General features: G+C 71.8%; 18 protein-coding genes. 6 read left to right on the top strand and 12 right to left on the bottom strand.

Annotated elements, in window-relative coordinates:
- Window positions 1-50: 50 nt before the first annotated feature.
- The 7 genes from gap to uvrA form a co-directional block, all read right to left on the bottom strand.
- Window positions 51-1,055 carry a type I glyceraldehyde-3-phosphate dehydrogenase gene (gene gap, locus ABT238_RS10020; RefSeq protein ID WP_350567516.1) on the bottom strand — a complete coding sequence of 335 codons (1,005 nt, stop codon included), beginning with the start codon at window positions 1,053-1,055 and terminating at the stop codon, window positions 51-53.
- 327 nt (window positions 1,056-1,382) lie between these two features.
- Complete coding sequence (gene whiA, locus ABT238_RS10015; protein WP_209411690.1) at window positions 1,383-2,363, bottom strand: DNA-binding protein WhiA; 981 nt, start codon at window positions 2,361-2,363, stop codon at window positions 1,383-1,385.
- Entirely contained in the window at window positions 2,354-3,502 is a 1,149-nt protein-coding gene (locus tag ABT238_RS10010) for a gluconeogenesis factor YvcK family protein (protein WP_502884297.1), read from the bottom strand. The genes whiA and ABT238_RS10010 overlap by 10 nt, the downstream gene beginning before the upstream one ends.
- A 63-nt stretch (window positions 3,503-3,565) precedes the next feature.
- Entirely contained in the window at window positions 3,566-4,477 is a 912-nt protein-coding gene (rapZ, locus tag ABT238_RS10005; protein WP_344324851.1) for an RNase adapter RapZ, read from the bottom strand.
- A gap of 118 nt (window positions 4,478-4,595) precedes the next feature.
- Window positions 4,596-6,632, bottom strand: a complete 2,037-nt coding sequence (gene uvrC / locus ABT238_RS10000) for an excinuclease ABC subunit UvrC (RefSeq protein WP_350567512.1) — start codon at window positions 6,630-6,632, stop codon at window positions 4,596-4,598.
- Between the two features lie 51 nt (window positions 6,633-6,683).
- Window positions 6,684-7,118: a Rieske (2Fe-2S) protein gene (locus ABT238_RS09995; protein WP_350567509.1), complete on the bottom strand. Its 435-nt coding sequence runs from the start codon at window positions 7,116-7,118 to the stop codon at window positions 6,684-6,686.
- Window positions 7,119-7,232: 114 nt separating this feature from the next.
- Complete coding sequence (gene uvrA / locus ABT238_RS09990; RefSeq protein ID WP_350567506.1) at window positions 7,233-10,151, bottom strand: excinuclease ABC subunit UvrA; 2,919 nt, start codon at window positions 10,149-10,151, stop codon at window positions 7,233-7,235.
- A 278-nt stretch (window positions 10,152-10,429) separates the two neighbouring features.
- Here uvrA and ABT238_RS09985 point away from each other — a divergent pair, with 278 nt between their 5' ends.
- Together ABT238_RS09985 and ABT238_RS09980 are read left to right on the top strand one after the other, a co-directional pair.
- Window positions 10,430-11,164 carry a maleylpyruvate isomerase family mycothiol-dependent enzyme gene (locus ABT238_RS09985; RefSeq protein ID WP_350756417.1) on the top strand — a complete coding sequence of 245 codons (735 nt, stop codon included), beginning with the start codon at window positions 10,430-10,432 and terminating at the stop codon, window positions 11,162-11,164.
- A 57-nt stretch (window positions 11,165-11,221) separates the two neighbouring features.
- A complete protein-coding gene (locus ABT238_RS09980; protein ID WP_350567500.1) occupies window positions 11,222-11,875 on the top strand; it encodes an MBL fold metallo-hydrolase in 654 nt (217 codons plus the stop codon).
- A 76-nt stretch (window positions 11,876-11,951) separates the two neighbouring features.
- On the opposite strand, the gene ABT238_RS09975 is transcribed toward ABT238_RS09980, so the two are convergent.
- The 5 genes from ABT238_RS09975 to zapE all read right to left on the bottom strand — a co-directional run bounded on the left by ABT238_RS09975 (window position 11,952) and on the right by zapE (window position 17,986).
- Window positions 11,952-12,935 carry a TerC family protein gene (locus ABT238_RS09975; RefSeq protein WP_350567498.1) on the bottom strand — a complete coding sequence of 328 codons (984 nt, stop codon included), beginning with the start codon at window positions 12,933-12,935 and terminating at the stop codon, window positions 11,952-11,954.
- A 254-nt stretch (window positions 12,936-13,189) separates the two neighbouring features.
- Window positions 13,190-13,771 (bottom strand): TerD family protein, encoded by a 582-nt coding sequence (locus ABT238_RS09970; protein ID WP_350567495.1) that lies wholly within the window; start codon window positions 13,769-13,771, stop codon window positions 13,190-13,192.
- 279 nt (window positions 13,772-14,050) lie between these two features.
- Window positions 14,051-16,150, bottom strand: coding sequence for an excinuclease ABC subunit UvrB (gene uvrB, locus ABT238_RS09965; RefSeq protein ID WP_350567492.1), 2,100 nt, complete (start codon window positions 16,148-16,150; stop codon window positions 14,051-14,053).
- Window positions 16,151-16,206: 56 nt separating this feature from the next.
- Entirely contained in the window at window positions 16,207-16,515 is a 309-nt protein-coding gene (locus ABT238_RS09960) for a helix-turn-helix domain-containing protein (RefSeq protein WP_350567489.1), read from the bottom strand.
- A gap of 397 nt (window positions 16,516-16,912) precedes the next feature.
- Window positions 16,913-17,986 carry a cell division protein ZapE gene (zapE, locus tag ABT238_RS09950; protein ID WP_502884296.1) on the bottom strand — a complete coding sequence of 358 codons (1,074 nt, stop codon included), beginning with the start codon at window positions 17,984-17,986 and terminating at the stop codon, window positions 16,913-16,915.
- 129 nt (window positions 17,987-18,115) lie between these two features.
- On the opposite strand from zapE, the gene ABT238_RS09945 reads away from it, so the two are divergent.
- From ABT238_RS09945 to msrB, 4 genes are all read left to right on the top strand, one after another.
- Window positions 18,116-18,883, top strand: a complete 768-nt coding sequence (locus ABT238_RS09945) for a pyrimidine reductase family protein (RefSeq protein ID WP_350567487.1) — start codon at window positions 18,116-18,118, stop codon at window positions 18,881-18,883.
- Between the two features lie 141 nt (window positions 18,884-19,024).
- The gene (locus ABT238_RS09940; RefSeq protein ID WP_350567486.1) at window positions 19,025-19,486 is read left to right on the top strand and encodes an indole-3-glycerol phosphate synthase; all 462 of its coding nucleotides are present in this window, start codon (window positions 19,025-19,027) and stop codon (window positions 19,484-19,486) included.
- A 124-nt stretch (window positions 19,487-19,610) separates the two neighbouring features.
- Complete coding sequence (murC, locus tag ABT238_RS09935; RefSeq protein WP_350567630.1) at window positions 19,611-20,993, top strand: UDP-N-acetylmuramate--L-alanine ligase; 1,383 nt, start codon at window positions 19,611-19,613, stop codon at window positions 20,991-20,993.
- Window positions 20,994-21,014: 21 nt separating this feature from the next.
- Entirely contained in the window at window positions 21,015-21,419 is a 405-nt protein-coding gene (msrB, locus tag ABT238_RS09930) for a peptide-methionine (R)-S-oxide reductase MsrB (protein ID WP_350552787.1), read from the top strand.
- Window positions 21,420-21,448: the final 29 nt, after the last annotated feature.

Raw genomic sequence — 21,448 nt, 5'->3', positions numbered from 1 at the left:
GCACATGCCTTCCGGGCCCTCCCCCCTACTTCACGTCAGCTCCCGCTGCGTCAGAGCCCGGCACCGACGAGGGTGGTCAGGTTGACGAGGCGGTTCGAGTAGCCCCACTCGTTGTCGTACCAGCCGAAGATCTTGACCTGGTTGCCCTGGGCCATGGTCAGCAGCGAGTCGAAGATCGTGGAGAACGGCGAGTTCACGATGTCGGAGGAGACGATCGGGTCCTCGGTGTACTGGAGGATGCCCTTGAGGGTGGTCTCGGAGGCCTTCTTGAAGGCCTCGTTGACCTCGGCGACGGTGACGTCGCGCTCCAGGGTGACCACGAGGTCGGTGATCGAGCCGGTCGGGACCGGGACGCGCAGCGAGGTGCCGTCCAGCTTCCCCTTGAGCTCCGGCAGGACCAGCGCGGTGGCCTTGGCGGCACCGGTCGAGGTCGGGATGATGTTGAGGGCCGCGGCGCGGGCGCGACGCAGGTCCTTGTGCGGGAAGTCCAGGGTGACCTGGTCGTTGGTGTACGCGTGCACCGTGGTCATCAGACCCTTGACGATGCCGAAGCTCTCGTTCAGCACCTTCGCCAGCGGCGCCACACAGTTGGTGGTGCAGGAGGCGTTGGAGATGACGGTGTGCTTGGCGGCGTCGTACTTGTCGTCGTTGACGCCCATGACGATGGTGATGTCCTCGTCGGTGGCGGGCGCGGAGATGATGACCTTCTTGGCGCCGGCCGCGACGTGCTTCTTCGCCGCCTCGGCCTTGGTGAAGATGCCGGTCGACTCGATGACGATGTCGGCGCCCAGCTCGCCCCAGGGGAGGTTGGCCGGGTCACGCTCGGCGATGACCTTGAAGGTCTTGCCGTCGACGGTGATGCTGTCGGCGGTGTGCGAAACCTCGCCCGGGAAGGTGCCCAGGATCGAGTCGTACTTGAGCAGGTGCGCCAGGGTCTTGGTGTCGGTCAGGTCGTTGACACCGACGATCTCGATGTCCGCCCCCTGGGCCTTAACCGCACGGAAGAAGTTGCGGCCGATGCGGCCGAATCCGTTGATGCCTACCCGGATCGTCACGAACCGATCTCCTCGTTAGGTACGCCGGACGCTATGCCGACGGGGTGGAATTTTGGGATGTCCCCGACCGCCTATGACCCTACCCCTCCGAGGCCGGGTAGAGCACATCAGGCGCACGCGCAAGCCCTGGCGTGGCGCGTGTTCACAACAATTCCGGGCCCGTCCGGCCTTGCCCCTCCGGGCAGTTGTCCCCGACCCCGCGCGGCCCCCGCCGCGGTCCCCCGTCCCACCCTCCGGACACGGCTCCGCCGGTGCCCGCGGGAGGCGGACACCGGCGGAGGAGGACCGGTACCGGGCGCGGCCGTCGGAGGCGACGGCCGCCCCGCGTCAGTTGAGCGCCATCTCGTCCGTGAGGTTGGCCTCGGTGCTCGGCAGGCCGAGCTCGGAGGCGCGCTTGTCGGCCATCGCCAGCAGCCGGCGGATCCGGCCGGCCACCGCGTCCTTGGTCAGCGGCGGGTCGGCGAGCGCGCCCAGTTCCTCCAGCGAGGCCTGCTTGTGCTGCATCCGCAGCTGGCCGGCGGCGGCCAGGTGCTCGGGCACCTCGTCGCCGAGGATCTCCAGCGCGCGCTGCACCCGGGCGCCGGCCGCCACCGCGGCCCGGGCCGAGCGGCGCAGGTTGGCGTCGTCGAAGTTGGCCAGCCGGTTGGCGGTGGCCCGCACCTCGCGGCGCATCCGGCGCTCCTCCCAGGCCAGCACCGACTCGTGCGCGCCGAGCCGGGTGAGCAGCGCGCCGATCGCGTCGCCGTCGCGGATCACCACCCGGTCGACCCCGCGCACCTCGCGGGCCTTGGCCGGGATGCCGAGCCGGCGGGCGGCGCCGACCAGGGCGAGGGCCGCCTCCGAGCCGGGGCAGGTGATCTCCAGCGAGGACGAGCGGCCGGGCTCGGTGAGCGAGCCGTGCGCCAGGAAGGCCCCGCGCCAGGCCGCCTCGGCGTCGCAGGTGGCGCCGGAGACCACGGCCGGGGGCAGGCCCCGGATCGGGCGGCCCCGGCCGTCTACCAGGCCGGTCTGGCGCGCGAGCAGCTCACCGTCCTTGACCACCCGCACCACGTACCGGCTGCCGCGCCGCAGGCCGCCTGGGGCCATCACGACCAGGTCCGAGGAGTGTCCGAAGATCTCCAGCAGGTCCTTGCGCAGACGCCGCGCGGCGGCTCCGGTGTCGAGCTCCGCCTCGATCACGATCCGGCCGCTCACGATGTGCAGCCCGCCCGCGAACCGCAGGATCGCCGACACCTCCGCCTTGCGGCAGCAGGCCCGGGTGACCGGGAGCCGGCTGATTTCGTCCTTCACCGCTGGAGTCATCGCCATGGCCCGATCCTTCCATGTGTCCGGAAAATCCGGTCGTACGCGGCTGCCAAGAGCTCCGGGTCGTGTCGCGGCGTGCCGTCGGTGCGGGCGACCCGGCCGAGCACCAGGGCTGCTCCCATCCGCTCGGCGGCCTTTTCCAGGCCGGCCAGGTCGGCCTGGCCGAAGGCGCCGCCGGTGACGGCGCGCTCGTCCACCAGGATCGCATCCACCGCGAGGTCCGGGGCGTGGTCGGCGATGACCTCCAGGTGACGCTGCGGGGTGAAGCCCTCGGTCTCGCCGGGCTGCGGGGCCAGGTTCAGGGTGAGCAGGCGGCGGGCGCGGGTCTCCACCAGGGCCTTGACCAGCTCGGGAACCAGCAGGTGCGGCAGCACGCTGGTGAACCAGGAGCCGGGGCCGAGCACCACCCAGTCCGCCTCCCGCACGGCGGTGACCGCCTCCGGCACGGCGGGCGGCTCGTCCGGCACCAGCCGGACGGACTGCACGGTGCCGGGGGTGACCGCGACGCTGGCCTGGCCGCGGACGGCGGCCAGCTCGGCCGGGAAGGCCGGGTCGTGGCCGCGGACCACCGCCTCGATGTCCAGCGGCACCGCCGACATCGGCAGCACCCGGCCCTGCACGTTGAGCAGCCGGCCGACCCAGTCCAGGGCGGCGACCGGGTCTCCGAGCTTCTCCCAGAGCGCGACGATCAGCAGGTTGCCCACCGCGTGGCCGCCCAGCTCGCCGGTCCCGGTGAAGCGCTGCTGGATCACCTCGGACCAGGTGCGGCCCCAGTCGTCGTCCCCGCAGAGCGCGGCGAGCGCCTTGCGCAGGTCGCCGGGGGGCAGCACCCCGAGCTCCTCGCGGAGCCGGCCGCTGGAGCCGCCGTCGTCGGCGACGGTGACCACGGCGGTGAGGTCGCTGGTGAGCCGGCGCAGCGCGGAGAGCGAGGCGGACAGCCCCTGCCCGCCGCCGAGCGCGGTGATCCGCGGCGCCTGGTTGGTCCGGGCGGCCGGACTGGTCCGGGGCGCCGGGTGGGGACGGGAGGGACCCGTGCGGACCGCCCCGGAGCGGGGCCGGCCGGCCGCGGTGGACCGGGCCTGGGCCCCACTCCGGTCGGCGGTCCTGTTCTGGAACTGCCGCCCGGGCACGTATCCCGTCACACCTACCTCGCGTTCCTCTAGCCCGCCGCCGGCCTCCGCCGGCGGCCCGGCAGGGCGCGGCGGCTACTCCCGTCCCATGTCACGGTGGACGAGCACCGTTTCCACTCCGTCCGCGATGAGACGCTTCGTCAGGCGCTCGGACATCGCGACGCTGCGGTGCTTGCCACCGGTGCAGCCTACGGCAAGGGTCATGTAACGCTTCCCCTCGCGCCGATAGCCCTCGGTGACAATGCGCAGCAGCTCGGCGTAACCGTTGAGGAACTCGTTGGCTCCGGGCTGCTGGAAGACGTAGTCGGCGACGTCCGCGTCGGTGCCGGTGCGGGCCCGCAGCTCGGGCACCCAGTGCGGGTTGGGCAGGAATCGGCAGTCCACCACGAGGTCGGCGTCGACCGGCAGGCCGTACTTGAAGCCGAAGGACATCACGGTGGCGCGCAGCTCGGGCTCGTCGTGGTCGGCGAACTGGGCGTCGAGCTTGGCCCGCAGCTGGTGGACGTTGAGGTTGGAGGTGTCGATCACCAGGTCGGCCTCGCCGCGCAGCTCGCGCAGCAGGTCGCGCTCCTGGGCGATGCCGTCGACGATCCGGCCGTCGGCCTGGAGCGGGTGCGGGCGGCGCACGCTCTCGAAGCGGCGGACCAGTGCCTCGTCGGAGGAGTCCAGGAAGACGACGCGCAGCCGCACGCCGCGCTTCTCCAGCTCGTCCAGCGAGGTCAGCAGGTCGTCGAAGAACTGCCGGCCGCGGACGTCCACCACGGCGCCGATCCGGGCGACGTTGCCCTGGGAGCGGGCGCCGAGGTCGACCATGGTCGGGATGAGGGCCGGGGGCAGGTTGTCCACCACGAACCAGCCCAGGTCCTCCAGGCACTTGGCGGCGGTGGAGCGGCCGGCTCCGGACATGCCGGAGATGATCACCAGCTCCGGGGTGTTCTCGCCGCCGGCCTCGGGCCTGGCGGTCCCCCCGTAATCGGACACGGTCACTTCGGTTCCCCGCTCTCGGTGGTTCTGCTGTGGAGAACGCGCGTCGCGCGGGCGCGCTTCCCCGGCTCACTCGGACGAGTGGAGCGGGGGCGCGCCGGCTGACGGGCGGCGTCGGCCGTCATGGCGTCTCCTGGATGGGTGCGGTCTCGGGCGCCGCGGGCGCCGGCTCGTCGACGCCGTCCTCGATGATCTCGCCCGTGGCGGTGTTCACGGCGGGTGCGGCAGGTGTACGGGACGACAACGCCGCCGCAACGGTCTCCGCCGTCCGCCGGCCGATGCCGGGGACGGCGCAGAGTTCGTCGACGGTGGCCGCCCGGAGCTTCTTCAGCGAGCCGAAGTGCTTGAGCAGCGCCTGACGGCGAGTCTCGCCGAGGCCGGGGACGGAGTCCAGTTCTCCGGCGGTGAGTCGCTTGGAACGCTTGCCGCGCTGGTAGGTGATCGCGAAGCGGTGGGCCTCGTCGCGGACCCGCTGGAGCAGGTAGAGGCCCTCGCTGCTGCGCGGGAGCACGACCGGGTCGTCCTCGCCGGGCAGCCAGACCTCCTCCAGGCGCTTGGCCAGGCCGCAGAGCGCGACGTCGTCGATGCCGAGCTCGTCCAGGGCCCGCCGGGCGGCGGCGACCTGGGGCTGCCCGCCGTCGACGACGAGCAGCTGCGGCGGGTAGGCGAAGCGCTTGGGGCGGCCGTCCTCGGTGCGCGGGCCGTCCTCGGCGTCGGCCTCGTCCGGGCCGGTCTCGGGGACGGCCCACTCGCCGGTCTGCTCGCGCTCCTGGAGGTAGCGGCGGAAGCGGCGGCTGATCACCTCGTGCATCGAGCGGACGTCGTCCTGGCCCTCGAAGCCCTTGATCTGGAAGCGGCGGTACTCGCTCTTGCGGGCCAGGCCGTCCTCGAAGACGACCATGGAGGCGACCACGTCCTCGCCCTGGAGGTGGGAGATGTCGAAGCACTCGATGCGCAGCGGCACGCTGTCCAGTTCGAGCGCGTCGGCGATCTCCTGGAGGGCGCGGCTGCGGGTGGTGAGGTCGGAGGCGCGCTTGGTCTTGTGCAGCGCGAGCGCCTGCTGGGCGTTGCGCTGCACGGTGGCCATGAGGTCCTTCTTGTCGCCGCGCTGCGGGATGCGCAGGTCGACCTGGGCGCCCCGCAGGCCGCTCAGCCAGTCGCGGACCGGCTCGACCGGCTCCGGCAGGGCGGGGACGAGCACCTCGCGGGGGACGGACTCGCTGCCGCCGCCGTAGAGCTGCTGGAGGGCGTGCTCGACCAGGCCGGCGGTGTCCACGTCCTCGACCTTGTCGGTGACCCAGCCGCGCTGGCCGCGCACCCGCCCGCCGCGGACGTGGAAGATCTGGACGGCGGCCTCCAGTTCGTCCTCGGCGACGGCCAGCAGGTCGGCGTCGGTGGCGTCGGCGAGGACGATGGCGTTCTTCTCCATGGCCCGCTTGAGCGCGCCGATGTCGTCGCGCAGCCGGGCCGCCTTCTCGTACTCCAGGTCGGCGGCGGCCTCCTGCATCTCGGTCTCCAGCCGGCGCAGGTAGTTGCCGGTACGGCCGGCCATGAAGTCGCAGAAGTCCTCGGCGAGGGCGCGGTGGTCCTCGGGCGAGATCCGGCCGACGCAGGGGGCGGCGCACTTGCCGATGTAGCCGAGCAGGCAGGGGCGGCCGACCTGGCGGGCGCGCTTGAAGACGCCGTTGGAGCAGGTGCGGACCGGGAAGACGCGCAGCATCAGGTCGACGGTCTCGCGGATCGCCCAGGCGTGGCCGTAGGGGCCGAAGTAGCGCACGCCCTTCTTGTGCGCGCCGCGCATCACCTGCACCCGCGGGTACTCCTCGTCGAGGGTGACGGCGAGTTCCGGATAGCTCTTGTCGTCGCGGTACTTGACGTTGAACCGGGGGTCGAACTCCTTGATCCAGGAGTACTCCAGCTGGAGCGCCTCGACCTCGGTGGAGACGACGGTCCACTCCACCGAGGCGGCGGTGGTGACCATGGTCGCGGTGCGCGGGTGCAGCCCGGCGAGGTCCTGGAAGTACGAGGAGAGCCGGGGCCGCAGGCTCTTGGCCTTGCCGACGTAGATGACCCGACCGTGGGCGTCGCGGAACTTGTAGACGCCGGGCGAGGTGGGGATCGCACCCGGCGCCGGGCGGTAGGTGGACGGGTCAGCCATGGGTCCACCGTACCGACTCGGGCCGGGGGCGCGTGCGGGAGATCAACTGCTTCAGCGGGGGGTCACCTTGAGGTTGCCGCCCTCGACCGCCACGGTGTACTCGGGCAGCGGGGTGGGGGCCGGGCCGTCCAGCACGGCGCCGTCGGTGATGCCGAACAGGCTGCCGTGGCAGGGGCATTGGATCTTCTGGTTCTTGACCTGGTCGACGACGCAGCCGGCGTGGGTGCACTTGGCGCTGAACGCCTTGTACTGGCCCTCGGTGGGCTGGGTGACGACGATCTTCTTCTCGCGGTAGACGGTGCCGCCGCCGACCGGGACGGCGGAGGCCGGGCCGACGTCGACCGGGGTCTTGGCGGCGGAGCCGGAGTCGGAGGAGGACGAGGAGCAGCCGGAGACGGCGAGGGTGCCGCCGGCGGCGAGGACGGCCGCCGCTCCGCAGAGCAGGGTGCGGCGGGTGGGGGCGGGGCCTTCGGGTGCCTCGGACATGTGGTTCAGCTCCTGGTCGCACAGCGGCCCGCGGCTGCGGGCCGCCCGGCAGTCTATGCGCCCTCACAACGGCCGCCCCCGGAGCGTCCGGGGGCGGCCGTGGTCGTGTCCGGGCTACTTCTTGGCCGCGGCGGCCGCCCGCTTGCGCGGGGCGCGGGCCTTGGCCGGTGCCTTGACCGGGGCGTCGGCGAACTCGCCCGGCAGGATGTCGCGCAGGAACTTGCCGGTGTGGCTCTCCGGGACGGCGGCGATCTGCTCGGGGGTGCCCTCGGCGACCACGGTGCCGCCGCCGGAGCCGCCCTCGGGGCCCATGTCGACGATCCAGTCGGCGGTCTTGATGACGTCGAGGTTGTGCTCGATGACGATCACCGTGTTGCCCTTGTCCACCAGGCCGCTGAGCACCTTGATCAGCTTGCTGATGTCCTCGAAGTGCAGACCGGTGGTGGGCTCGTCCAGCACGTAGACGGTCCGGCCGGTGGAGCGCTTCTGCAGCTCGGAGGCGAGCTTGACGCGCTGGGCCTCGCCGCCGGAGAGGGTCGGCGCCGACTGGCCGAGCCGGACGTAGCCGAGGCCGACGTCGTTGAGCGTCCGCAGGTGGCGGGCGATCGCCGGGACGGCCTCGAAGAAGCCGAGCGCCTCCTCGATCGGCATGTCCAGCACCTCGGCGATGGACCTGCCCTTGTAGTGGACCTCCAGCGTCTCCCGGTTGTACCGGGCGCCGTGGCAGACCTCGCACGGCACGTAGACGTCCGGCAGGAAGTTCATCTCGATCTTGATGGTGCCGTCGCCCGAGCAGTTCTCGCAGCGGCCGCCCTTGACGTTGAACGAGAACCGGCCGGGCAGGTAGCCGCGGACCTTGGCCTCCTGGGTCTCCGCGAAGAGCCGCCGGACGTGGTCGAACACGCCGGTGTAGGTGGCCGGGTTGGAGCGCGGGGTGCGGCCGATCGGCGACTGGTCGACGTGCACCACCTTGTCCACCAGGTCGGTGCCGGTGATCCGGGTGTGCCGGCCGGGCACCGTGCGGGCGCCGTTCAGCTCCCGGGCGAGGTGGGTGTAGAGGATGTCGTTGACCAGGGTGGACTTGCCCGAGCCGGAGACACCGGTGATCGCGGTGAAGGTGCCGAGCGGGAAGCCGACCGTGACGTCCTTGAGGTTGTGCTCGCGGGCGCCGTGCACGGTGAGCTGGCGCTTGCGGTCCCGCTCCCGGCGGGCGTCCGGGATCGGGATGGAGCGCTTGCCGGAGAGGTACTGGCCGGTCAGCGACTCCTTGTTGCCGAGCAGCTGCTTCAGCGAGCCGGAGTGCACCACCTTGCCGCCGTGCTCGCCGGCGCCGGGGCCGATGTCGACCACCCAGTCGGCCATCTTGATGGTGTCCTCGTCGTGCTCGACGACGATCAGCGTGTTGCCGATGTCGCGCAGCCGGACGAGGGTCTCGATCAGCCGGTGGTTGTCGCGCTGGTGCAGGCCGATGGACGGCTCGTCCAGCACGTAGAGCACGCCGACCAGGCCGGAGCCGATCTGGGTGGCGAGCCGGATGCGCTGGGCCTCGCCGCCGGACAGGGTGCCGGCCGCGCGGTCGAGCGAGAGGTAGTCCAGGCCGACGTCGACCAGGAAGCGCAGCCGCTCGTTGACCTCCTTGAGGACGCGCTCGGCGATCTGCTTGTCCCGGGCGTTGAGCTTCATCGCGCCGAGGAAGTCCGAGCAGTCGCTGATCGACATCGAGGAGACCTCGGCGATCGACCGGCCCTCGACGGTGACCGCGAGCACCACCGGCTTGAGCCGGGTGCCCTGGCAGGTCGGGCAGGGCACCTCGCGCATGTAGCCCTCGAAGCGCTCGCGGCTGGAGTCGCTCTCGGCCTCCTGGTGGCGGCGCTGGATGAACGGCACCGCGCCCTCGAAGCCGGTGCTGTAGGAGCGGTCGCGCCCGTAGCGGTTGCGGTAGCGGACCTGCACCTGGTGCTTGTGGCCGTACAGCAGGGCCTTCCTGGCGCGGGCCGGCAGCCCGGCCCAGGGGATGTCGGTGCGGAAGCCCAGCTCGCCGGCCAGGGCGTCGATCAGCCGCTGGAAGTACTCCTTGGTGTGGCCGCCGGACCACGGGTGGATGGCGCCCTCGTCCAGCGAGCGCTCCTCGTCGGGCACCACCAGCTCCGGGTCCACCTCCATCCGGTTGCCGAGGCCGGAGCAGTCCGGGCAGGCGCCGAACGGCGAGTTGAAGGAGAACGAGCGCGGCTCCAGCTCCTCGAACGACACGTCGTCGTACGGGCAGTAGAGGTGCTCGGAGTACATCCGCTCGCGCTCGGGGTCGTCCTCGGGGAGGTCGACGAAGTCGAGCACGACCATGCCGCCGCTCAGCCGCAGGGCGGTCTCCACCGAGTCGGTCAGCCGGCGCTTGGCGCTGTCCTTGACGGTGAGGCGGTCGATCACCACCTCGACGGTGTGCTTCTCCTGCTTCTTCAGCTTGGGCGGCTCGGCGAGCTGGATCGTCTCGCCGTCCACCCGGGCGCGGGCGTAGCCCTTGGACTGGAGGTCGGCGAAGAGGTCGACGAACTCGCCCTTGCGTTCGCGCACCACCGGGCTGAGCACCTGGAAACGGGTGCCCTCGGCGAGTTCGAGCACCTTGTCGACGATGGCCTGCGGGGACTGCTTGGCGATCGGGCGCCCGCAGTGCGGGCAGTGCGGCTTGCCGATCCGGGCGAACAGCAGGCGGAGGTAGTCGTAGACCTCGGTGATGGTGCCGACGGTCGAGCGCGGGTTGCGGTTGGTGGACTTCTGGTCGATCGAAACGGCCGGGGAGAGGCCCTCGATGAAGTCCACGTCGGGCTTGTCCATCTGGCCCAGGAACTGGCGGGCGTAGGACGACAGCGACTCGACGTAGCGGCGCTGGCCCTCGGCGAAGATGGTGTCGAAGGCGAGCGAGGACTTTCCGGAGCCGGAGAGGCCCGTGAAGACGATGAGGGAGTCGCGGGGCAGGTCGAGCGAGACGTTCTTGAGGTTGTGCTCGCGAGCACCGCGGACGATGAGGCGGTCGGCCACTGCTTCTGGCGCCTTTCTCCGGGGCGAGAGGGCTGGGAAACGCAAGGTGTACTTCTTCCAGGATGCGGCAGCCAGCCTACTAGCTCACGCGTTCGATTAACGACCATGTCCAGCCGGGTCCACCCGAACGAGTGAGGACGGCTTGCGGAGCCTTGACGAGCGGTCCGCAAAGCCCCTGCTCAGCAGCGGGAAACGGCGGTAGCGTCGTCCCGGTGTCACCCCTTCAACGAGCCGAGCCCCGCCCGGGCAACGCGCCGCACCCCTGGAAGGCCGATCCGATGACCGACCCGCAGTCCGCCGCCGCCACCGCCTCGCGCTACCTCGCGCTGGTCGAGGAGGGCACCCGGCACCTGCTGCACACCGTCGCCGAGCTCAAGCCCGACGCCGTCGCCGAGCCCTCCGCGCTGCCCGGCTGGACCCGCGGCCACGTCCTGGCCCACCTCGCCCGCAACGCCGACTCCCTGGTCAACCTGCTGGACGGCGCCCGCACCGGCACCGACATCCCGCAGTACACCAGCGAGGAGGCCCGCGACCTGGGCATCGAGGAGGGCGCGCCCCGCCCGGCGGACGTCCAGCTCGCCGACCTGCGCGCCACCGGCGAGCGCTTCGCCTCGGCCGCCGCCCTGCTGCCCGCCGAGGCCTGGGCCGCCGAGGTCCGGCACCGCAGCGGCTACCTCTTCCCGGCCGCCGACATCCCCTGGAGGCGGCTGATGGAGGTCGAGTACCACCACGTCGACCTGGACGCCGGCTACACCCCCGCGCACTGGCCGGCCGAGTTCGCCTCCGCCGAGTTCCGCCGCCTCGCCGGCAAGCTCGCGGGCGCCGACCTGCCCGCCGTCGAACTCTTCAGCGACGACACCGCCGAGCGCGCCGTGATCGGCACCGGCACCCCCGCCCTCACCGTCGAGGGCCCGGTCCGCGCGCTGCTCGCCTGGCTCTCCGGCCGCGCCGACGGCGACGGCCTGCGCCGCACCCCCGACACCCCTCTGCCCACCCTCCCCCCTCTGGGCTGACCGGCCCGCCAGGCGCGAGGATGACCAGGAACCTGTAGCCCGACAAGGAGCGGACGGATGACGTACCACGGAGCGGTCAAGGTCGGCGGGCCACCGGACGTGCGCGAGCTGGCGCACCTGATCATCACCAAGGTGGCGGTCGGCCCGTACGAGAACAACGCCTACCTGCTGCGCTGCCGCGACACCGACGAGCAGCTGCTGATCGACGCGGCGGCGGAGGCGCCGGTGCTGCTGGAATCGGTCGGCGAGAACCTCGCCACCGTGGTGACCACCCACCGGCACCACGACCACTGGGGCGCGCTGGCCGAGGTGGTCGCCGCCACCGGGGCGCGGACCGCGGCCGGCGAGCACGACGCGGAGGGCATCGAGGTGCCCACCGTGCTGCCGCTGGCGGACGGCGACACCCTCACGGTGGGCCGCTGCGCGCTGACCGTGCGGCACCTGGTCGGCCACACGCCCGGGGCGATCGTGCTGGTCTACGACGACCCGCAGGGCCACCCGCACGTGTTCACCGGCGACTGCCTCTTCCCCGGCGGGGTGGGCAACACCTGGGGGGACCGGGACGCGTTCGCGAGCCTGTTCCGGGACGTCAACGAGAAGATCTTCGACGTCCTGCCGGACGAGGCCTGGGTCTACCCCGGCCACGGCAACGACACCACCCTCGGCGCCGAGCGCCCCCACCTCCCCGAGTGGCGCGAGCGCGGCTGGTAGCCGACCCGGACGAGCGACGGGCGGGCCCGCGACCACTGCTCGGTCGCGGGCCCGCCCGGTCCTGGGGGGTGGTGCGTCAGGCGTCCAGCTTCTCCGGCTCGGACTGCTCGGCCAGGGCGGCCCGCTTGGAGGCCATCAGGCTGGTCACCGTGGTGATGGCGAGCACGACCACGATGAAGCCCAGCGAGAACGGGATGCCGATCTCCGGCACGTGCACGCCCTGCTCGTGCAGCGCGTGCAGCACCAGCTTCACGCCGATGAAACCGAGGATCACCGACAGGCCGTACGAGAGGTGGACCAGCTTCTTCAGCAGGCCGCCGATCAGGAAGTACAGCTGGCGCAGGCCCATCAGGGCGAAGGCGTTGGCGGTGAAGACGATGTACGGGTCCTGGGTCAGGCCGAAGATCGCCGGGATCGAGTCCAGCGCGAACAGGACGTCGGTGGTGCCGATCGCCAGCATGACGATCAGCATCGGGGTCATCAGCCGGCGGCCGTTCTCCCGGATGAAGAGCTTGGTGCCGTGGTACTTGTCGGTCGACGGGAAGCGCTTCTCGATCGACTTGAGGAGGCGGTTCTCCTCGAACTCCTCGTCCTCCTCGTCGGCCCGGGCCTCCTTGATCAGCTTCCACGCCGTCCAGATCAGGAAGCCGCCGAAGATGAAGAACACCCAGGAGAACTGGGCGACCAGCGCGGCGCCGCCGGCGATGAAGACCGCGCGCAGCACCAGGGCGATGATCACACCGAACATCAGGACGCGCTGCTGGTAGATCCGCGGCACCGCGAACTTGCCCATGATCAGGATGAACACGAAGAGGTTGTCGACGCTGAGCGACTTCTCGGTGATGTAACCGGCGAAGAACTCACCGGCCGGCGTCGCGCCGGAGTGCCACCAGAGGAACCCGCCGAAGAGCGCCGCCAGCACGACCCAGACCGTGGTCCAGATACCGGCTTCCTTGATCGACACCTCGTGCGGCTTGCGTCCGCCGATGAAGAAATCGGCCACGACCAGGGCCAACAGCACCACGATGGTGCCGACCCAAAGGCTTACGGAAACGTCCACTACTGCTCCTCCGGCAGGTAGGCGAGACAGTCATCGTCACTGCCGGAGGTCTCTTCCGCCCGTCGGGCACGCGAGGGCGCGCCCGCGGACCAGCGCCCCGGGGCACCGCGACGGGTGCCCGTGATGACGGGGACGGCTGCGTGGGAATACTCCCCTCCGCTGCCAAGAAGGGTAACAGCACCACCAAGGAAAGGTAAAGAAGGTAAAGACCCGTCAGATGGGGGCGTCAGCCGGCGGGCGTCAGCGGTGCTACGTCAGAGGTGCGGCTCGATGGCCGGCAGCAGGTCCTGGAAGGTCCGCCCCTTGGCCGGGGCGCCGATCGCCTGCATCTCCCAGCCGCCGTTGCCGTCGCGGAACACCTTCGCCATGATCTGGCCGGTGTGCGGGCCGCCGCCGGTCAGCTCGTAGCGGGCCAGCTCCAGCCCGGTGGACTCGTCCACCAGCCGGCAGTGGGCGTTCTGCACCTCGGCGAAGGTCTGCCCGGTGTACGAGCTGACCGTGAACACCACCTGGGTGATCTGCGGCGGCACGTGCGCCAGGTCCACCAGGATCGACTCGTCGTCCTCCCCCGCCCCGGAGCCGCCGACCAGGTTGTCCCCGGTGTGCCGCACGGAGCCGTCAGCGCTCTCCAGGTGCTGGAAGAACACCACGTCGGACGGGGTGCGCTCCTCGTACAGCAGCGCCGAGGCGTCCAGGTCGATCTGCCGGGTCCGGCTGCCGAACAGGCCGCGCCGGGGCGCCGCCTTCCAGCCCAGGCCCATCCGGACCACGGTGAGCGTCTCCCCCGGCCCCTTCTGCAGACTGACCCGCTGGCCCTTGGCAAGGTTCACCGACACGGCGTATGTCCTCTCTGCCCGCCCGCGCGGCAACCCCGCGCCGGCTCCACGGTGGAACACCCCGTTGCCGTCCCCCGGCTGAGGCCCCCTCTTCAGGCCCGCCCGTCCCGGGGCGGCACCGCAGGCCAGCCTAAGGCCTGGTCCTCGGGCCTGGCCCTGCGGCAAATTGCCCTGCCCGCCGTGTACCCCTTCGCGGCGGTGCTGAGACACCGCCGGGCCCGACCGGGAACGGAACCGGCCACGCCCGGCGGGCGCCTTCCGCGGGAGCCTCCCGACCGGCTAGGCGATACCGGCCTCGCGCATCTGCCGCAGCTCCTTCTTCAGCTCCTTGACCTCGTCGCGCAGCCGGGCCGCCACCTCGAACTGGAGGTCGACGGCGGCGGCGTGCATCCGCTCGGTCATCGACTGGATCAGCTCGGCCAGCTCCGCCGCCGGCAGCGACTTCGCCGGCTTGCGCTCGGCGCCCAGCGCCGGCACCGGGGCCTTGCCGCCCTTCGCCGCGCCCGAGCCGCGGTACCCCGTGGAGAGCAGCTCGCCGGTGTCCACGTCCTCGCGGGCGAGGGTGTCCAGGATGTCGCCGATCTTCTTGCGCAGCGGCTGCGGGTCGATCCCGTGCTTCTTGTTGTACGCCTGCTGCACGGCCCGGCGCCGGTTGGTCTCCTCGATGGCCTTCTCCATCGCCGGGGTGATCCGGTCCGCGTACATGTGGACCTGGCCGGAGACGTTGCGGGCCGCGCGGCCGATGGTCTGGATCAGCGAGGTGCCGGAGCGCAGGAAGCCCTCCTTGTCCGCGTCCAGGATCGCCACCAGGGAGACCTCCGGGAGGTCCAGGCCCTCGCGCAGCAGGTTGATGCCGACCAGCACGTCGTACTCGCCGGCCCGCAGCTCGCGCAGCAGCTCGACGCGGCGCAGCGTGTCGATGTCGCTGTGCAGGTAGCGCACCCGGATGTCCAGGCCGAGCATGTAGTCGGTGAGGTCCTCGGCCATCTTCTTGGTGAGCGTGGTGACCAGGACGCGCTCGTCCTTCTCCACCCGCCGGCGGACCTCGTGCACCAGGTCGTCGATCTGGCCCTCGGTCGGCTTGACGATCACCTCGGGGTCGATCAGGCCGGTCGGTCGGATGATCTGCTCGACCTGGCCGTCGCCGCGCGACAGCTCGTACTGGCCCGGGGTCGCCGACAGGTAGACGGTCTGGCCGATCCGCTCCAGGAACTCCTCCCACTTCAGCGGGCGGTTGTCCATCGCGGACGGCAGCCGGAAGCCGTGCTCCACCAGGGTGCGCTTGCGCGAGGCGTCGCCCTCGTACATCGCGCCGATCTGCGGGACGGTGACGTGCGACTCGTCGATCACCAGGAGGAAGTCCTCCGGGAAGTAGTCGAGCAGGGTGTTCGGCGGGGAGCCGGGCTCGCGGCCGTCGAAGTGCATCGAGTAGTTCTCCACGCCGGAGCAGGTGCCGATCTGGCGGAGCATCTCGATGTCGTAGGTGGTGCGCATGCGCAGCCGCTGGGCCTCCAGCAGCTTGCCCTGCTTCTCCATCCGGGCGAGGGTCTCCTCCAGCTCCTTCTCGATGCCGTTGACCGCGCGCTCCATCCGCTCCGGGCCCGCGACGTAGTGCGAGGCCGGGAAGACGTACACCGAGTCGTCCTGGCTGATGATCTCGCCGGTGAGCGGGTGCAGCGTGTACAGCGCCTCGATCTCGTCGCCGAACATCTCGATCCGGACGGCCAGCTCCTCGTAGACCGGGAAGATCTCGATGGTGTCGCCGCGCACCCGGAAGGTGCCGCGGGTGAAGGCGAGGTCGTTGCGGGTGTACTGGATGTCGACGAAGCGCCGCAGCAGGACGTCCCGGTCGATCTCCTCGCCGACCTTCAGCCGCACCATCCGGTCCACGTACTCCTGCGGCGTGCCGAGGCCGTAGATGCAGGAGACGGACGCGACCACGATCACGTCCCGGCGGGTGAGCAGCGAGTTGGTCGCCGAGTGGCGCAGCCGCTCGACCTCCTCGTTGATCGAGGAGTCCTTCTCGATGTAGGTGTCCGTCTGCGGGACGTACGCCTCGGGCTGGTAGTAGTCGTAGTACGAGACGAAGTACTCGACCGCGTTGTTCGGCAGCAGCTCGCGGAACTCGTTCGCCAGCTGCGCGGCCAGCGTCTTGTTCGGCGCCATCACCAGGGTGGGCCGCTGCAGCTTCTCGATCATCCAGGCCGTGGTGGCCGACTTGCCGGTACCGGTGGCACCGAGCAGGACGACGTCCTTCTCCCCGCCCCGGATCCGCCGCTCCAGCTCCGCGATCGCCGCCGGCTGGTCGCCGTTGGGCTGGTAGGGACTGACGACCTCGAAGGGCGCCACTGACCGCTCAATACTCGTGATGGGTCGCACGCCTCCACCGTACGACCCACCACCGACAACCGAGGACCGAACCGAGGACCGTCCGCTCAGGCCGCGTGGGCCTCGAACCTGATGGTGGGCTCTCCCGCGGGGTCGATGCGGACCGCCGAGTCGAAGGCGGCGGCCAGCCGCTCGATCAGCGGCAGGGTGGGATCGACCCCGCTCTCCTCGATGCTCTCGACGGTCTCCTCGTCCAGGCCCGCCCGCCCCGCGAGCTCGGCAGGGGTCCAGCCGAGGGCCGCGCGACGGGCGTACACGGCCTCGGCCAGCGCCATCCGCCGGCCGGCCGCCCGGTACTCCTCGGTCTCCCGGTGCTCCGGCGGCACGACCCAGCGGGTGTGGTAACCGCTGCTCATCGCTCCTCCTCGTCCCTGTCGTAGACCTGGTGGTCGCCGGCGGGGCCGTGCTCGGCCTCGCACACCTTCTGGGCCCGGTGCGCCCGCCCGACTGCAGCACAGCCCGCCGGCCGGGGGCGAGCCAGTACGTGATGCGCATCGGCCCGACCCGCAGTTCCCGCAGCGGGCCGCCGAGGTGGCTGGCCAGCGGGAACTGCAGCAGCTCACCGTCCTCGGCCAGCCGGTCGGCCGCACGTTCGGCCGCCCGGTACTCGGTGGTCGAGCAGGTGCGCAGCCACGCGCGCACCTCGGGCTCGATCTCGATCGTCCAGGCGGCCTGGTCCCCGGTCATGTTCTCCCCTCTCCGGCTCTCCCCTCCGCAGAGAGCAACGCCCGACCGGGGCTCGGGTCACGCCCGTCAGTTCCCGGCGCTGTCGCGGGCGAGGGCGACGAGGCGGGAGATGGCGCGGAGGTACTTCTTGCGGTAGCCGCCGCGGAGCATCTCCTCGGGGAAGACCTGGTCGAAGGGGAGGCCGGAGGCGGTGATGGGGAGTTCGCGGTCGTACATGCGGTCGGCGAGGACGACCAGGCGCAGGGCGGTGGACTGGTCGTCGACCTGGTGCACGCCGCGCAGGCAGACGGCGGTGACGTCGTCCAGCAGGGCGCCGTAGCGGCTGGGGTGGACGGCGGAGAGGTGGGCGAGCAGGGCGTCGAAGTCGTCCAGGGAGGCGCCCGGGGTGCGGGCGGCGACGGCGTCGACCTCGGCGGCCGGGTAGGGCGGCGGGGCGTCCGGCAGGCCGCGGTGGCGGTAGTCCTGGCCGTCGATCCGCATCGGGCGGAAGTGCGCGGACAGGCCCTGGATCTCGCGCAGGAAGTCGGCGGCGGCGAAGCGGCCCTCGCCGAGCTTCTCGGGCAGGGTGTTGGAGGTGGCGCAGAGCTTCACGCCGTTCTCCACCAGGCGGCCGAGCAGGGTGGAGACCAGGACGGTGTCGCCCGGGTCGTCGAGCTCGAACTCGTCGATGCACAGCAGCTTGTGCCCGGACAGGGTCTGCACGGCCTGCTGGAAGCCGAGCGCGCCGACCAGGTTCGTCAGCTCGACGAAGGTGCCGAAGGCCTTGGGGCCGGGGGCGGCGTGCCAGAGCGAGGCGAGCAGGTGGGTCTTGCCGACGCCGTAGCCGCCGTCCAGGTAGACGCCGGCCGGACCGGCCGGGGCCGGGGCGCCGCGGCGGAACCAGCTGCGCTTGGGCGCGGAACCGTTTCCGCTGTTGAGCGTGCCGGCGAACTGCTCCAGGACCTGCACGGCCTCGTACTGGCTGGGCTGGGCCGGGTCCGGGATGTACGTCCCGAAGCTCACGCCGGAGAAGCGCGGCGGCGGCACCATCTCGGCGACCAGGCGCTCGGCGGGCACCACGGGGCGCCGGGAGGTGAGGACGATCGGCGAACCGGGGACTATCCGCTCGGTCGCGTCGGGGTGGGAGGCTGCTGCGGGCACGGTGATAAAGGGTACGCCTGGTCGGTAGGGCCCCGGGACGGTGGCCGGTGGAGCACCCGCCCCGAGCCGGAGGGCGCCGGGTTCGAGCGCCCCGCGGGCTCGCGGGCGAGCGGCTGCGAGACTGGGGGCATGCGACAGCTGATCAGTCCCGTGGCGGAGACCTTCGACGATCCCGGCTCGCTGGAGGCGCTGGCCGCCGTCTACGCGTACCCCGGGCAGGTGAACCGGGGGCACCCCTGGCTGCGCGCCAACATGGTGGCGGGGCTGGACGGCGGGGCCCGCCTGGACGGGCTCTCCGAGGGGCTCTCCGGCGACGCCGACAAGCGGATCTTCGGTGTGCTGCGGGCGCTGTCGGACGTGGTGCTGGTGGGCGCCGAGACGGTGCGGGCGGAGGGGTACCGGCCGGCTCGGGCGCGGGCCGACTTCGCCGAGGCGCGCCGGGCGGCCGGGCAGGCGCCGGCGCCCGCGATCGCGGTCGTCAGCCGCTCGCTCGGGCTGGACCTCGCGGCGCCGCTGTTCACCGAGCCGCTGGTGCGCACCGTGGTGATCACCACCGAGGACGCGCCGGTGCGCAGCCTGGCGGCGGTGACCGAGGTGGCCGACGTGATCGCGGTCGGCCGGGGCGCGGTGGACCTGCGGGCGGCGGTCGCGGCGCTGGCCGACCGCGGCTGGACGCGGATGCTCACCGAGGGAGGCCCGCGGCTGCTCGGACAGCTGGCCGCCGAGGACCTGCTGGACGAGCTGTGCCTGTCGCTCGCTCCGCTGCTCACCGGCGGCGACGCGCCGCGCATCCTGCACGATGCGCAAATGCCTGACGTGCAGCGGATGCGACTGGTCTCATTGATCGAGCAGAAAGGATTCCTCTTCACCCGCTACCTGCGTCCGCCCAGCCCCTGACCTCAGGACCGTGATCCCGCTCCCACTTGGGGCTTCCTCCGCGTGGCCCGTGTGCCGGGTGGGCGGCGTGCGGAAAGCTTCCGCCGGGCAGTATGGGATGCGAAGCCGGAGCCCGGGGGCCGGCGACTGGAAGGGACTCACGTGTTCAAGACGGTACTGATGATCGAAAAGGCGCTCTCCGACGCGGACGTGGAGCTGGTCACCACGCTCCACAGCGAGGAGAAGGTGTCCTTCGTCGTCCTGATGCAGCCGCGCGGCAAGCAGGACGAGCTGCTGAGGGCGCTGGACGACGTCGCCCTCGGCCACCTGGACAAGGTGGTGCGCGAGCACGACGAGTCCGAGAGCGGACCGACGGTCGCCACCGAGTCGCTGGAGCACAGCCTGCGCCACCTGCGCCGGGCCGGTGCCGAGGCGGTCGGCGAGCTGGTCGAGGAGAAGCCGCTGGACCGGCTGCGCGCCGTGGTCGAGGAGCACCAGGCCGACGAGGTGGTGGTGCTCACCTCCCCGCACTTCGTGGAGGAGTTCTTCCACCGCGACTGGGCCTCTCAGGCCCGCCACAAGGTGGGCGTCCCGGTGCTGCGGCTGTTCGCCAGCGACTCCTGACGAAACCCCGACGTGGTGCAGAATCGTCCTTGCGGTCCGGCCGCGAGGACGATTCGCACGTCGTCCGCCCCTCCCCTGATCCCCGCCCGTACGGAGCCCCGCCTTGAACGACGCCGCGCACGACCTGCACGCCCCGCACTTCATCGGCATCGGCGGCGCCGGGATGTCCGGTCTGGCGAAGATCCTCGCGGCGCGCGGGGCCAGCGTCTCCGGCAGCGACGCCAAGGAGTCCGAGACCGTCCGCGCGCTGCGCGCCCTCGGCGCCGGCGTGCACATCGGACACGCCGCCGAGCACGTGCCGGACGGCGCGAGCAGCATCGTCGTCTCCAGCGCCATCCGCGCCGACAACCCGGAGCTGGCCGCCGCCCGCGAGCGCGGCATCCCGGTCGTGCACCGCTCCGACGCGCTGGCCGCGCTGATGGGCGGGCGCCGGGCGCTGGCCGTGGCCGGCACCCACGGCAAGACCACCACCACCAGCATGCTCGCCGTCGCCCTCGGCGAGCTGGGCCTGGACCCGTCCTACGCGATCGGCGGCGACCTCGACGCCCCCGGCTCCAACGCCCAGCACGGCACCGGCGAGATCTTCGTCGCCGAGGCCGACGAGAGCGACCGCAGCTTCCACAAGTACGCGCCCGAGGTGGCGATCGTGCTCAACGTGGAACTGGACCACCACGCCAACTACGCCTCGATCGACGAGATCCACGAGTCCTTCGAGACCTTCGTCGGCCGGATCGTGCCCGGCGGCACCCTGGTCGTCTCCGCCGACCACGACGGCGCCCGCGAGCTGACCTCCCGGGTGGCCGGCCGCGAGGGCCTGAACGTGGTCACCGTCGGCGCCGCCGAGGACGCCGACGTGCGCGTGCTGTCGGTCGTCCCGCGCGGCATGACCAGCGAGGTCACCGTGCTGCTGGACGGCGCCGAGCTGGGCTTCACCGTCTCGGTGCCCGGGCGGCACTACGCCCACAACGCGGTCGCCGCGCTGGCCGCCGGTGTCGCCCTGGGCGTGCCGGCCGCCGACCTGGCCAAGGCGCTCGGCGCCTACACCGGGGTGCGCCGCCGGCTGCAGCTCAAGGGCGAGGCGGGCGGCGTCCAGGTGATCGACTCCTACGCCCACCACCCCACCGAGATGACCGCCGACCTGGAGGCGATCCGCGAGGCCACCACCGGCCGGGTGCTGGTGGTCTTCCAGCCGCACCTGTTCAGCCGCACCCAGCAGCTCGCCGAGGAGATGGGCGCCGCCCTGGCGCTGGCCGACGCCTCCGTGGTGCTCGACATCTACCCGGCCCGCGAGGACCCGATCCCCGGCGTCACCAGCGAGCTGATCATCGACGCCGCCCGCCGGGCCGGCGCCGAGGTGACCGCCGAGCACGACTTCGCCGCCGCCCCCGCGGTCCTGGCCGGCCTGGCCCGCCCGGGCGACCTGCTGCTCACCATGGGCGCGGGCGACGTGACGAACCTCGGCGAGGAAATCCTGGAGCACCTCGCGAACGTTGCCACCAACGTCTGATCCCCCCGACGTGGAGCCGTCATGAGCTACGAGATCGAGAAGACCGACGCCGAGTGGCGCGCCCAGCTCACCCCCGAGGAGTACCACGTCCTGCGGGAGGCCGGCACCGAGCGCCCCTTCACCGGCGAGTACACCGACACCAAGACGGTCGGCGTCTACGGCTGCCGCGCCTGCGGCGCCGAGCTGTTCAGCTCGGAGACCAAGTTCGACAGCCACTGCGGCTGGCCGTCCTACTACGCGCCGCTCGCCGGTGACCGCGTCCAGTACATCGAGGACACCTCGCTCGGGATGCGCCGGGTGGAGGTCCGCTGCGCCCGCTGCGGCGGCCACCTCGGCCACGTCTTCGAGGGCGAGGGCTACGGCACGCCCACCGACCAGCGGTATTGCATCAACTCGGTCTCGCTCACGCTGAAGCCCGCGGAGTGACGAGGAGCCGAACCTGAAGGCCCGGGCAC

Source organism: Kitasatospora sp. NPDC001527 (assembly GCF_040298605.1).
Lineage (GTDB): Bacteria > Actinomycetota > Actinomycetes > Streptomycetales > Streptomycetaceae > Kitasatospora.
Note: the sequence above shows the minus strand (reverse complement) of the source record. Positions and strands in the feature narration are given on the sequence as shown.

Coding starts and splice junctions, on each gene's coding strand:
- whiA (WP_209411690.1), bottom strand. CDS start 2,363: ATGGCGATGACTCCAGCGGTGAAGGACGAAATCAGCCGGCTCCCGGTC.
- uvrC (WP_350567512.1), bottom strand. CDS start 6,632: ATGGCTGACCCGTCCACCTACCGCCCGGCGCCGGGTGCGATCCCCACC.
- ABT238_RS09995 (WP_350567509.1), bottom strand. CDS start 7,118: ATGTCCGAGGCACCCGAAGGCCCCGCCCCCACCCGCCGCACCCTGCTC.
- ABT238_RS09985 (WP_350756417.1), top strand. CDS start 10,430: ATGACCGACCCGCAGTCCGCCGCCGCCACCGCCTCGCGCTACCTCGCG.
- ABT238_RS09980 (WP_350567500.1), top strand. CDS start 11,222: ATGACGTACCACGGAGCGGTCAAGGTCGGCGGGCCACCGGACGTGCGC.
- ABT238_RS09960 (WP_350567489.1), bottom strand. CDS start 16,515: ATGAGCAGCGGTTACCACACCCGCTGGGTCGTGCCGCCGGAGCACCGG.
- ABT238_RS09945 (WP_350567487.1), top strand. CDS start 18,116: ATGCGACAGCTGATCAGTCCCGTGGCGGAGACCTTCGACGATCCCGGC.
- msrB (WP_350552787.1), top strand. CDS start 21,015: ATGAGCTACGAGATCGAGAAGACCGACGCCGAGTGGCGCGCCCAGCTC.